Genomic DNA, 13,997 nt, shown 5'->3' on the forward strand with positions numbered 1-13,997 from the left:
GGGGGCTTCAAGTGCGAGGACGCATTCAGAGGGAAACCCATCGGGCCCCGGTGAGAGCCACAGGGCTATCGATTACCCCGTGTTCTGCAGTCCTGCCGAGACGCCGGTCACAGTCGAAAGAATCAGGCTCATGTACTCGGCCTTCTTCTCCTCGGCCATCTCGTCCTGGTTCATACGCACCTCGCGAAGGGCGCGGACCTGGGCGATGGACAGGGCGTCGACGTAGGGGTTACGCACGCGAACAGCACAGCCGAGCACGCGACGGCGCTGCAACGGCCACTCGTCACCGACGATGGCAAGGACCCACTTACGAGTGAGCTGCATCTCGGTAAAGACCTTCTCGGACAGATCCTGGCGATCGCCCAGGTGCAGATACATCTTGGCGATGCGCTGATCGGTCTTAGCGATTGACATCTCGATGTTGTCGATAAAGGTGCGGAAGAACGGCCACTCCTGGTAGGCAGCCTTGAGCTGGTCAAGATCGCCAAGCTGCTCGCAGGCGGTGCCCAGACCGTACCAAGCGGCCAGGTTAATGCGTGCCTGGCTCCAGCTGAAGATCCACGGAATGGTACGCAGGTCGTCGAGCGACTTGGCACCCAGGCCGCGCTTGGCGGGACGCGAGCCGATCGGCAGCAGACCGACCTCGGTCAGCGGCGTCACGGTCGAGAACCACGGTGTAAAGTCCTCGGTGTTCAGCAGGTCCAGATAACGCTCGTGGCTTGCGGTGTTGAGCTTCTCGGCCATATCCCAGAACTTCTGAGTGGTCTCGGTGTTGGTCTTCTCGACACTCGGGGCCGACTGCAAAAGCGTTGCGGCGGCAACGGACTCAACATGACGCTGAGCCAGCGTGCGGTTGCCGTAACGGGCAAAGATGACCTCGCCCTGCTCGGTGAGCTTAAAGAAGCAGTTGACCGAACCCTTGGGCTGCGCCAGCACGGCCTTGTTGGCCGGGCCGCCGCCACGGCCCACGGCACCGCCGCGGCCGTGCATGAGCACCAGGTCGATATCGTTCTTCTCGGCCCACTTGGCGATGCGCTCCTGCGCGGAGTGCAGCGCGAGCATGGCCGTGGTAGGACCGGCATCCTTGGAGGAGTCGGAATAGCCCAGCATGACCTCCATGCGGCGGTTGGTCTGGGCAAGGCGCTTCTGCACCACGGGCAGCGTAAGCATCTGGTCGAGCACGTCAACGCAGCCCTCGAGGTCCTCGAGCTGCTCGAACAGCGGGATCACGTCGAGCTCGGGGACATCCTCCTCGTGTGCGAAGGACAGGTGGGCCAGCTCAAAGACGTCGGCCACATGCTGGGCGCTCTTGGTGAACGAGATGATGTAGCGGTGCGCCATCTTCTTGCCGTAGCGCTTTTGGATGGAGCCGATAGCGCGGAAGGTATCGATGACCTCGCGCGTCATGGGCTGCAGATCGCCATGGATACCGTTCTCGTGGATATCCTTGAGGGCGCGGGCGTGCACCACGGAGTGCTGACGGAACTCCATCTCGACCATATGGAAGCCGAAGGACTCGACCTGCCAGATGATGGTCTGGACCGGACCGTAGGCAGCACGGACGGCACCGCAGGCAGCCAGCGAGCGCTGGACGACGCGCAGGTCATCCAGGAACTCGTCGGCGCTGTGGTACATGGTGTCGGTGATACGGCGCACGGTGGCGTTCAGACGGTCGGCCATGACGAGCATGACGGCGCGATGCGGCTCGTGCTCGGAAATCAGCTCGGCGCGGGCCGTGTACTGGGTACTCATCTCGACCTGATGGTTCCACAGGTTGATGAGCTCGGCAGACGGCTTGCTGTAGGTGGCCTCGAGCGTCAGGTTGCGGCCGATGCGGCGGCACTTGTCCTCGAGCTTGAGCACCATGTGGGTAAAGTACTTGGCGGCGACCTCACGGCTCACCTTGGCGGTGACGTTGGGGTTACCGTCGCGGTCGGAACCGATCCAGCTGCCGGGATGGAAGAACGCCGGGCACAGCGGCGGCACGGTACCGGCCTTGTCGCCCAGCACCCAGTCGTCAAAACGACGATAGATGACGGGGATAACGTCGAACAGCGTGTTATCGAAGATGTCGATGATGGTATCGGCTTCCTCGACCGGCGTGGGCTTCTTGAGCGCGATGGGGCTCGTACGCACCAGGGCGTCGATCTCCTGCAGCATATGGCGCTCGTTCTCCACCAGGTCGGAGCCGCCCAGACGCGGACGCTCCTCCAGCAGGTTGGAGATACGGCGAATCTTGCCCTCGACGGCCTTACGACGGGCCTCAGTGGGATGCGCGGTAAAGACGGGATGGAACTCAAGCTTGCCGAGCAGCTCGTTGGCACCCTCGACGCCCATCTCGTTTACCAACTGGTGATAGGCGACGGTGAGCTCGTTGGCGGGATCGACCTCGGTATCGGTCGATGCGCCGGCCTCGCGCTCGCGCAGCTGCGCCACACGGTAGTTCTCCTCCGACAGATTTGCCAGATGGAAGAAGCTCGTAAAGGCGCGGACAATGACCTGCTGCTTATCGAGCGGCAGGCTGTCGATCAGATCGACGACCTCACGAAATGCCACGGCAGTGGGCTCGTCGGCGGTGGGCACGCCCTGCTCGTCGACGGCCTCGTCGGCAGCGCGGGTACCGGGGTTACCGGCATTGGCCACAATCTCGGCCGACAGGATCTTGTCGAACAGGTCCGCGATCTCAGGATCATACTCGCTAAGCACACGACGCTCCAGGCGCAGGAACAACGCCAGATTGTCGCGCAGCTCCTCGGGGATCTCGATCTCGGCGAGACGCTCCCTGGACTCGGCATTCGAGCCGATTCGGTTAACGAGGCGGTTGACCGCGGCAGCGACGCGCGCCGCGGCTTCGGGTACAGACTGGTTGCTTAGGTTCTCAGCCACGTTTCCTCCCATTCCTCCTTCTATGCACGTAACATGCGGTATTCATTATAGGCGCTTGAGAAATACTTTCGACACTGATTGCGCTTTACCACACAAAAGTATTTTCTGCATTGCAAGGGTTTTTGCCCTAAATGGTCGTATTTCTCGGTGGGCGGCATACGTAAACGGGGGCATTCCGCATAAAAGCGAAACACCCCCGTAACAATCGCTCTCCATGAGCAGGGCACGTTAGCAGGCCCGCAGCTCAAAAATCATGCGCTACAGGCGCTCGCGAACCGCCTCGACGACGTTGGCCAAATCGACCAGCACCTCGTCATGGCTCTCCATGTCGCGCACCTTGACCTTGCCGGCGGCAAGCTCGTCGCCACCCAGGACCAGGATGAGCTTGGCGCCTACCTTATCGGCCTGCTTAAACTGGGCCTTGAGCGAACGGCCCTGATAGTCGGCCTCGGTCACGATACCTGCGGCGCGAAGCTCCTGCGTAATGGCGAAGACGTTCTGGCGCAACTCCTTGCCGGCGTTGGCAACGTAGACGCACGGGACCTCCTCGGCACCCAGGTCGCTGCCAAAGGCCTGCAGGGCCAGCAGGGCGCGCTCAAAACCGACAGCGAAGCCGACGCCTGCCGTGGGCTTGCCGCCCTCGAGCTCAACGAGGCCATCGTAGCGGCCGCCGCCACCGATGGAGCCGACGCCGGCGCCAGGGGCCTCGACCTCAAAGACAGTACGGGTGTAGTAGTCCAGGCCGCGCACCAAGGTGGGATCCTCGACATACTCGATACCGGCGGCATCCAGATAGCGCTTGACCTGCTCGTAGTGCTCGCGGCACTCGTCGCACAGATTGTCACCCATCAGCGGGGCCTCGGCCATGATCTCGCGGCAATGGTCGTTCTTGCAGTCGAAGGCGCGCAGCGGGTTGAGCTCGGCGCGCTCGCGGCACTCGTCGCACATCTCGTCTGCGTGATCGAGGATGAACTGCTTAACCTGCTCGCGGTAAGCCGGACGGCACTGGGCGTCACCCATCGAGTTAATAAGCAGGCGAAGCTTGGAAAGGTCGAAGCCCAGGCGCTTGTAGAACTCCATGAGCATGATGATGCACTCGGCGTCTGCCGCCGGATCGGGAGCGCCGAGCCACTCGATACCCACCTGGTGGAACTGGCGCAGGCGGCCCTTCTGGGGACGCTCGCCGCGGAACATGGCCTCGGCGTAGTAGGCCTTAAACGGCGTGGAGCCCTGAGGCACCAGGTTGTTCTCCACGACGGCGCGCACCACACCGGCCGTGCCCTCGGGGCGAAGCGCCAAGCGCTGCTTGGGCTTGAGCTTGGTATCGGTACCCTCGGTAAAGACGCGCTCCAGGTTGGCGCCGCTAAAGACGCGGAACATCTCCTTGCGCACGACGTCGGTCGACTGGCCGATACCGTGGACAAAGACGTCCACCTGCTCGATCGCGGGCGTCTCGATAGGCTTAAAGCCAAACGGCTCGAATACGCCGGCAGCGATCTGCTGCATCTTTTGCCAGGCGCGCATCTCGGCGCCGATAAGGTCGCGGGTTCCCTCCGCCTTCTGTGCCTGCATGGGCAAACACCTTTCTTTTGTATCGCGTCATAGGTAGTGGTCATTATACGGCACAAAGCAGCAACGCGGCGGCGCGCCTGACCGAACGAGGGTATGGGGACTCGTTCGGCCAGACGCGCCGTCGCTGTTTGTGATCCGTTTTCCTCCGTCCCCTTCGGATCACGTGATCTGTTAGGGACGGAGGAAAAGGGATCATTTCGTAGGCCCGTGGCCGCCTTGGAAACCGAATGATGGTACGAGCATCCATTCGGCTTCCAAGGCGGCCACGGACAGAACGGGGCGAACAGAAAAGAGCGACGGACGTCTACTCCCCCGCCACGCACGCGCGCAGCTTGGCGGCGATGGGCTCGGATGCCAACAGGAACACGAGCATGACCACGGAGCACGCCAGGCAAACGATCCAGGTGCTCGCAAAGGAGCCCGTGGCATCGAACAGCACGCCCGAGACAATGGCGCCTACGGTGCCACCGACCATCTCGAGCGAGGTAATGGTGCCCGTGACCTTACCGAGGTCGGCCATGCCAAACTGCTTGGAAGCCGCGATCGTGGGCGTAATGGTGCCCATGCACGTTCCGATACCAAAGCTCACAGCGGCGACAATAGGACCGAGGTCCGTCGTCGGGAAGCACAGCGCCACGCAGGCGATAATGCACGCAACGGAGCCAAGGATATTGCCAAAGCGCAGACCAAAGCGGTCGTAGATCGCACCGAGCGAAATCTTGGCAATAACGACGGTAACCATATAGACTGAAAGCACGGTACCCGCCCACATGGGATCGTGGCCGCCCGTGACGATCTTGGCACCGTTGACGGTAACACTCGTCATGTTGGTAACCTGGTTGGGCAGGATGGCGCCATTGACCAAGCCCATAAAGAGGAAGACAACGACGAGCAGCCAAAACGCCGGGCTCTTCTTGATACGAGACCAGCCGACGCTAACCTCGGGCGCCGTGTGCTCGTCCTTGTCGCCAGCCGTCGAGACGAACGGATCGCCTGGGTTCTCGCCGAGCGGCTTAAGGCCGATCTCGGAAGGCTTGGTGCGGAAGGAATAGGCCGTGATGGGCAGCGCCGCCACCATGCAGATAGCCGCGAGCACCAGGAAGGCAGAACGCCAGCCAACGCTCACGATAAGCGAGCTCACGATGGGAGACAGAATAGCGCCGCCAAAGCCCGAGCCCGAAAGTGCGATGGAAATGGCAAGGCCGCGTTTGGCGGTAAACCAGTTGGCGGTCACCAGGCTAATGAGCAGACGGGTCGAGGCCACAGCGAAGCAGCCCGAAACGGCAAAGAGCACGTAGACCTGCCACAGCTCACCGACAAAGCTCATGCCGGCAAGCACCGCCGAGGTAGCGATAACGGTGAGCGAGCCCAATACGCGGCCACTCACCTTATCGGCAACATGGCCGATAACGAGCGAACCCACGACGCTCACTACGGTGGAGATGGCATTGGAGATGTTGTACTGCGCAAGGGAAATGCCCAGGTCGCTGACGATCAGCGGCTGGAACAGGCTCATGCAGTTGACGAAAATCGTGTAGCACGTGGCCATGATCACGAAGCCGGAGGCCACCACGAGCCAGCCGGGGAAGAACTTACGCTGCTGGGGCATACTGCTCCTTATTTAACAAACGAATAGCCGGCGCCGGGCGCCGGTAGTGCCCAAGATTGCCTTGAAAGACAAGGGCATAGGCCTTACGGCCATGCCCGCAGGCTTGAAAGACAAGGCTGGGTGCTACCGGTGGTCGGCGATATAGCCCAAAGCGACGGCGGTATAGGCCGCGGCGCCGAGGGGAAGCTCGGCATCGTTAAAGCGCGCCTTGGGATGATGCTGGGCAAAGTGTTCGTCCGTGTCGGCTACGGCCGCGCCCACGGTAAAGTACGCACTCGGAATCTCGCTCGAGATAAGCGCGAAGTCTTCACTCGCCATGGCATGGAAAAGCGGCAAGAAAGCCGCCTTGGGCAGCACTGCGCCCACGTAGCCAAGCGACGCCTGGGTCATATCGCTGTCGAGTACAAGCGGCGGAACATCCGAAAGCGTCTCGATGGTCGGCGGCGTACGATATGTTGCGGCAACGCCGTTAACGACCTCGGCGATGCGGGTCTTGAGGTGAGCCATGAGCTCAACATCAAAGCCGCGCAGCGTTCCCTCGAGCACGCAGGTGTCGGGGATGACGTTGGCCGCCAGGCCGCCAGCAAACTTACCGACGGTAAGTGCGACCTCCTTGGCCGCCGGCACTTCGCGAGCGATGAGCTCCTGAAGCGCCAGATGCACATGGACGCCGGCCGTGATGGGGTCGATGCAAATCTCGGGGCTCGAGCCATGGCCGCCCTTGCCCTGAAGCGTGATGCGAAAACCGTACACGCCCGAAAGCGCCGGGCTCCCATAGAGCACCAGGCCGAGCGGCGATTGGCTGTTGACGTGCATGGCAAAGGCAGCCTGGGGGCGCGGGTTCTGCAGCAGGCCATCGGCGATGGCAGCGCGGGCACCCTCAAAGGTTTCCTCGCCCGGCTGGAACAGCAACTTGACCGTAGCGTTGGCATCAACAAGCTCTGCCTCGCGCGCTTTGAGCATACGAGCCGCACCAAGCAGCGCCGTCGCGTGCATATCGTGACCGCAAGCGTGCATGCAGCCGTTGGTGGATGCAAAGGGCTCGCCGGATTCCTCGGCAACGGGAAGGGCATCCATATCGCCTCGGAGCATGACGACCGTTCCGGCCTGCTCGTCCTTGCACGTGCCATTGCCCTGAGCGGCCGCACCGGCACCGATCAGGCCAACGACGCAGGAACCGTCGACTAGCGTGGTATGGGGGATGTCCATCTCGTCCAGACGTGCCTGGATATAGGCAGACGTCTGCGGAAGATTGTTACCCAGCTCGGGCATCTGGTGTAGATCGTGTCGCCATGCAGCGAGCTCGTCTGCAAAAGCCTGAGCTTCTGCGACAAGACCGTCACCGATAGCGGCCTGCGCCGCCGCGGTGGCCTGGGGCGCTGGTTGCGGTTGAAAATCGGACAGAGCTGATGCCATAGAAGCCCTCCAGTAACGTTTTTGCAGCACGCACTTTGATAGCGTAAAGTGCAAGGTACAACTGTAAGGGCATGACATAAAAATGCCGCCCTGGGAGGGCGGCGCAACAAGTTGTTTACAATTGCGGGTGTGATTTTCGGCGCAAGAAATCGAAATGCGTCTCGCTCAAGATAATCGAAAGAAAGATGAGCGCGAAGCCGGCGAGCAGGCGCGAGGTGAGCGCCTCCCCCATCAGCAGCACCGAGAACAGCACGCCCGAAGGCGACTCCATCGAAAGGAGCAGTGAGCCCGTCGAGGCCGAGACATGCGCCAAGCCGACGTTTTGGATGAGCAGAGCCGCGCATGTGCAACCAACCGAGAGAAACGCCATCGCGCTGATAAAGCTCGGCGTCCACACGGACAGAGGCGCTTGGGTCTCGAATAACAGCGACGAGATCAGGCTCAGCACGCCGTTGCCCACAAACATCCAAAACGTGATGACGTTGATGTCCATTTTGCGACCGTACTTGGCAGTCACCGCCATCTGGATGGCGAAAAAGACCGCACCCGCCAGCGTAATGACATCACCGATGTTGAATTCAACGCTATCGAGCGCCACCAAGCCAATGCCCGCCAAGCACAGCAGCGCCGCGCCCAGGTTATAGCGGGTGAGTTTTTCGCCGCTCAGAAAATAGCTCGCGAACGGCACAACGATGCAATACGTGCCCGTCAAAAAAGCATTCTTGCCCGCCGTGGTGTGCGCCAGACCGACTGTCTGCAGGGCGTAGGCGGCCCACATAAGTGCGCCCATGCCAAGTCCGACGATAAGGTTGCGGGCGTTGAGGTGCGCGATGATGCGCTTGTGGAAGATGAAAAACATGACCAACGCCGCAGGCAGAAAGCGCACGTAGAGCAGTTCGAACACCGGAATGGTGTCGAGCGCGTCCTTCATGGTCGTAAAGGAGTAGCCCCAGACGACTGCCACCGAAAGCAGCAGGACTTTCCAGAACAGCGGCGAGCGAGCGCCGGCGCCGCGGGAGGTGCCGCCCGCGCCCAGGTCCTCGCGAGCAACAGGGCTATCGGGCATCATTTCGATATTGTCAGTGGCATGCTGGGCCATAGGGCATCCTCGCGCTCAATCTGGGCGTGGTGTCCGCACGCGCATGGCTGCGTGCCGCCTCATGGTCAAATAAAAGCAGGGCGCACCGGACCCCCGGCACGCCCCGCTACTGTAGCAACAACCAAGCAGCCCGTGCAATTCACTACGCTAAAGCATCGGGTTGGAAGATCTCGATGTTCCGACGGCGTTTACGTTGCTGAACTAAATCAATTTGGTTGACTCCAGTTTTTCGATGATCCAGTCGTTGGCTTTGATGACCGGGCGGCGGAAGACGACGCCCAGTGCCAGCGACGGAATCAGATAGCTCGCCAGAATGCCTAGCTCAATCCAGTACTCCATGTGGTACGCACCGGCCATGGCGGCATGCATGGCGTTGATGCCGTGGGTGAACGGCAGGAACGGATAGATCGCCTGGAACACGGGGCCGGTCATCTCGATGGGGAACGTGCCGCCCGAACCGCCGACCTGCATGACCAGCAGCACGACGGCGAGCGCCTTGCCGATATCGCCAAACGAAACCGTAAGCGTGTAGACGATATTGGAGAACACGAGACTCGCGACCCAGCCCGCCAGCACAAACTGCAGCGGGTCGTCGCACTGGATGCCAAAGAACAGGATGTCGCCCGCACACACGAGCGTTGCCTGCAGCAGGGCCAGACCGCCAAAGAACAGGTAGCGGCCCAGGTAGATCTCGTGCAGGCGCACGGGGATGAGCTCGTTGATAAGCTCATCGTCAACCGAGACCTTCATCATGGCCGCCAGCACAATCGAGCCCACCCAGAGCGACAGAATCGTGTAGAACGGTGCCATGGCCGAACCGTAGTTGCGGATCGGATAGACCGGCTTGCGATCGAGCGCGACGGGGCCGGAAAGCGACACGGCCAGACCCTCGGGATCATTGCCGATCATCGTCTTGATCGTAGCGAGGTCATCCGACATCAAGGCGCCGTCGAGCTCGTCCTTAAACGCACTGATCTTGTCCGACGCCTCGCCCAGCTGATCAGAAGCCTTGTTGACCAGCTTTGCAGCCTTGGAGAGGCCCTTTGCCAGCGAACCGGATGCGTCGGTCAGGCCAGCAACAGCACTATCCAGATCGTTCGAAATACCGTTCAGCGAATCCAAAACGCCCGAGATGGTCTTCTTGAGCTCCTTTGCCTTGGCCGAAAACGTAGAGTCGTAGTCAGTCTTGGCGCCCGAGATACCAGCCTTGGCATCCGCGATTGCCTGATCGACCTCGGCACGCGACTTATTAACCTCTGCCATGCTGTCAGAGAGAGACTTCGCGGTGGCCGTCAAGTCCTTGGCGTTGTTGCGATACTCCACAGCAATCCTGCTCAGCGATGTTGCCACAGACTTGAGGCTGTCCTGGAGTTTTTCGTCAGTCACCTGATCGGCAAAGCTGCGGAGCTGGTCGGCCGTGGCGTCGATATCGTCGGCACGCGTGTTGAGCGCCGCCGCGGCATCGTTGAGCTGGGACACTGTAAGGTCGACATGTTGATTCGCGGCATCAAATGCCTTCGCAAGCTCGGCGGACACGTTGTCAAACGAGCCCGCGCTTCCGTCAATCGCGGCATTGATGGCGTCGTTGGCGTCCTTCAGCGCTTCCTTGGAATCGCTAATACCGCTCTTGACATGCTCCATCAGCTGCTTCGTTGACTCATCGACCGTGCCCGTCTGCTTGAGCATGCCGCTCGCCGACGTCAGCGAATCGGACGTGGAGCTCAAAATGCCCGCCAGCGACGAAGCATTTGCCCGAACGTCTCGCAGGTCCTCAATCGAATCGCCGAGCGTCGAGGACAGGTTGGCGATAAAGTTACCCACCTGGTCGGTGCTCATGTAATCGAGCAGGCTGGACACCGTCTTAAGACCGATCGTCGTAATGGTCTCGGTAAAAGTTTTGTTAACCTGGCTCTGGACGGCGCTCGAACCCTTCTCGGTCACGATCTGCGCAATGGCGTTGGCCTTCTGATTCTCGTAGAACTCGATATCGGCATGCTTCACGTCGGTCGAGAAAAGCGTCATCATGTCAGTGCTAAACGTTTTGGGGATAACGACGGCAGCATAGTACGCGCCCGACTTAACGCCCTCGATAGCCTTTTCGCGATTGTTGAGCACAACCCAATCGAAGCTCTCGTTGCCGCGTAGGGTGGCGGTCACGTTTTCGCCCACGTTAACCTCGACGGGGATCAAATCGCTCTCGTAACCCTCATCGGTGTTGACCACGGCGATCTTAAGATTGCCGGTGTTGCCGTACGGATCCCAGCTGCCGGCGATGTTAAACCACGCGTACAGACACGGTACGATAATGAGGCCCATCACGACAACCAAGCCGATCACGGAGCGAGACACATTTTGGACATCGCGCTTAAACAGATGCAGGATGTTCTCCATTTATGCCTCACCTCCTTTGGAGTGCTTGCCAAGCGCGGTGGTATCTCCATCATTTGTGGCTGTGCTGTCGCTGCCCTGAGATTTATGGTGCGAGCCGATATGCGGCAAGCGGCCCGTGGACTGATCGCCGCCCTTGGCACCACGCTCGCTGGCGTTGAGGCCAAACATGTGGCGGGCGGCAGGAATGGCGGCCGTGTGTTCGCGCATCTCGCGACGCAGGTCCTCATCCGAAAGCGCCGAGATGCGCATCTGGGTATTGAGGCTCGCTCGGATATATTCGATATTGATAAGCCAGCCGCAGATGGCAATAACCGAGATGATCCAAATGACCAGCAGGATGATCTTGCCGTTATTGTCGATATCGAGAACCGTCGACAGGACAAAGAGCAGGACCTGAACGCCCACCACGGCGGCAAAACCGCCCTTGATGTAGTACGGGTAGCGATGTTCAAAGGCGACCGCATGATCGAGCAGTTCGCGACGGTACGAATCGGAATCGAGCATGACGCGCATGGCCGTGCGCAGCGAGTAGCGCTGGCGCGGCAGGTCGTTGGACTCGCAAATCATCATACCGGTCGTGGAGAGCTGTTTATCAAAGAGCAGGTTAAGGTTGAGCAGCAGCGGACGCAGCTGCAGGCCGATAAAGAGCGCCACGATCAAGAACACGCCCAGAATGCACAGGTTAAACAGGTAGTTGAACGAATACATGCCGCCGACCGTCTCGCGCAGCAGATTGATGCCGTAGGTAAAGGGCAGCAGCGGGTGCAGCCACTGGAAGAAGCCGGGCATCATCTCGATGGGGTACATGCCCGACGAACCCGGGATCTGCACGATGACGAGAATGACGCCGATAGCCTTGCCGATATGCTTAAACGTGGTGGACAGCGCATAGATGATATTGACGTAGGTGAACGAAATGGCGATGCCGCCCAGCACGAACAGCAGCGGGCTGACGCACTGCACGCCAATCACCAGATCGCCTACCGTAACGATGATGGCCTGCAACGCGCCCAGGATCACCATGAGCAACCAGCGGCCAAAGTAGCCTTGGCGCGCCGTAAAGCTGCCAACACCTTCACGGTCGACCTCGAGCTTGTAAATGGCGATGAGCACATAGCCGCCCACCCAAAGCGCCAGATTGGTGTAGAAGGGAGCGATGCCCGAGCCAAAGCTCTTGACCGGATAGATTGACTTGGACGTCAACTCAACCGGAGACGCCATGAAATCTGCCACGTCATTGACATCGACGCCCATCAGATCGGCCAGCTCGCCCATGGACTCGGAGGTCTGCAGCGCCGCGATGTCATTGGCGGCGGTTGCAAGCTTGTCCTGGACCTTGGCAAGCGAGGAATCGGTCTGGGACAGCGTGGTCTTGGCCTGGCCGAGCGTAGCGCTAAGCTGCGCCAACGTGCCGCGCGCATTTGCAAGTGTAGGTGTCATACCCGAGACGATACCGGTCAGGTCGCCCGAAACGGCAGCAAAAGAGTCGAGCGCGCTCGAGGCCTTCGGCAGCGCGTTTTGGCCCAAGTCCGTCTGGGCTTGGCCAAGGTTGGTCGCACCGGTATGAATTGCGTTATTGATAGCGTCACTGGCACCCGAAACAGCCGCTGCGTCATTCGCCATGGCGCTCGACTGCGCGGACAGACCGTCCTTGATGCTCTGAAGCTTTTCATTCTGCTCTCGAAGCAAATCGATGGTCGATACAATGCGCGCGTCAATTTCCTCGGAACCTGTCGACGTGTCATTGGCGAGAATCTCCAAGTGCCCGATAACGGCCTTATTGTGGTCGATCGTCGCTTGAAGAGACTCGAGCGAGTTGTCGATACGGGTGGTCGTAGATGTGACCGCGCCCGTCAGCTTGCCGATGGCAGCGTTCGCAGAGGCCGACGTCTTGGTGAGCGCAAGGCTGCCTTCCGAGAGCGCCTTGGAGAGCGAGGCGATAGAGTTGCCCGCCGTGGTGCGAGCTTCGCTCAGCAGGTCGTTGCCCTGGGAGATCGCCTGCGTCAGCGACGGTGCCTGGCCTTGCAAGCCGGCAAGTGCCGCATCAGCCGAGGCGATAGCGCCACTCGTCTTATCGATGGCGGCATTCATATCGCCAATCGAATCGCGCACCTCGCCCAAGGTGTCGGACGCCTCGGACACCGAACTTGCCAGCGAGTCCTGAGTCTGGGTTGCCTTGTCCTTTAAATCGACACCGGCATCCTTGGCGATACCGGCAACAGTCTTGCCTACCGTAGAGACAAATTCCGAGTTGATCTGCTCCTCGATGGTGTTTGCACCGGTATCGGTAACCTTGGGCGCAATGGCGCTCTTCTTCTCATTGACGTAGTACGTGAGCTTGGGCTGATGGTAGTTGCCGTCGAGCATCGAAACCAGGTTATCCGAGAAGTTCTTGGGAATCACGATAGCGGCATAGTACTCGCCGCTCTCGACGCCCTCCTTGGCATCGGCCGTCGAGTCGACGAACGTCCAGCCCAACTGATGATTCTCCTTGAGCTGGTCGACCACTTTGTCGCCAGCGTTGAGCTCACCCACCAAGTCGTTTTGGGTGCCTCGATCGTTGTTGGCGATAGCAATCTTGATGCCTTGGGTGTTTCCATACGGATCCCAGTTTGCCACGATGTTATACCAGGCATACAGCGAGGGAATAACGCACACGCCTAGGGTAACCACCAGGGCGACGGGGTTCACAAGCAGTCGCTTAATGTCGCGCTTAAATATCGCAAAGGACACCTTTGCATTGGATAGTTTGCTGCCGAGACTCACGCTTGGACCATCCATCCTGTCGTTAAATCGAATCGTACTATCGACAACCATTGTAGTAGGCGCTTTAACGTCTCAAAGCACAATGGTGTTGAGTTTTGCGGGTAGCAATATACTACGAAGATGAGTTAACGTACAGTTGTACAGTATCTTAAATTTCAGCAGGTCACAAAACCACAACCCGCACAAATAAATGATCCCTTGGGGACGGAGGGATCATTCAAAAGGAAACGAGAGTGGAAAATCTCTCACTTCAAGCCC

The 13,997-nt window shown here is 59.9% G+C and carries 7 protein-coding genes; all 7 read right to left on the bottom strand.

Annotation, left to right across the window (positions count from 1 at the left end; all coding sequences use genetic code 11):
* Positions 1-72 precede the first annotated feature (72 nt).
* Positions 73-2,805 carry a phosphoenolpyruvate carboxylase gene (locus ACKUTP_RS00610; protein WP_409063867.1) on the bottom strand — a complete coding sequence of 911 codons (2,733 nt, stop codon included), beginning with the start codon at positions 2,803-2,805 and terminating at the stop codon, positions 73-75.
* A gap of 339 nt (positions 2,806-3,144) precedes the next feature.
* Complete coding sequence (gene hisS, locus ACKUTP_RS00615; protein WP_409063296.1) at positions 3,145-4,458, bottom strand: histidine--tRNA ligase; 1,314 nt, start codon at positions 4,456-4,458, stop codon at positions 3,145-3,147.
* A gap of 304 nt (positions 4,459-4,762) precedes the next feature.
* A complete protein-coding gene (locus ACKUTP_RS00620; RefSeq protein ID WP_409063297.1) occupies positions 4,763-6,067 on the bottom strand; it encodes an MFS transporter in 1,305 nt (434 codons plus the stop codon).
* 123 nt (positions 6,068-6,190) lie between these two features.
* Entirely contained in the window at positions 6,191-7,483 is a 1,293-nt protein-coding gene (locus ACKUTP_RS00625) for a M20 family metallopeptidase (protein ID WP_409063298.1), read from the bottom strand.
* Positions 7,484-7,598: 115 nt separating this feature from the next.
* Positions 7,599-8,582 (bottom strand): DMT family transporter, encoded by a 984-nt coding sequence (locus ACKUTP_RS00630; protein ID WP_409063299.1) that lies wholly within the window; start codon positions 8,580-8,582, stop codon positions 7,599-7,601.
* Between the two features lie 201 nt (positions 8,583-8,783).
* Positions 8,784-10,973, bottom strand: coding sequence for a YhgE/Pip family protein (locus ACKUTP_RS00635; RefSeq protein WP_409063300.1), 2,190 nt, complete (start codon positions 10,971-10,973; stop codon positions 8,784-8,786).
* A complete protein-coding gene (locus ACKUTP_RS00640) occupies positions 10,974-13,739 on the bottom strand; it encodes a YhgE/Pip family protein (protein WP_409063301.1) in 2,766 nt (921 codons plus the stop codon). It lies immediately after the preceding gene.
* Between the last annotated feature and the right edge of the window lie 258 nt (positions 13,740-13,997).

Origin of the sequence: Collinsella sp. wc0529, assembly GCF_046116875.1 — a bacterium.
Taxonomy (GTDB): domain Bacteria; phylum Actinomycetota; class Coriobacteriia; order Coriobacteriales; family Coriobacteriaceae; genus Collinsella.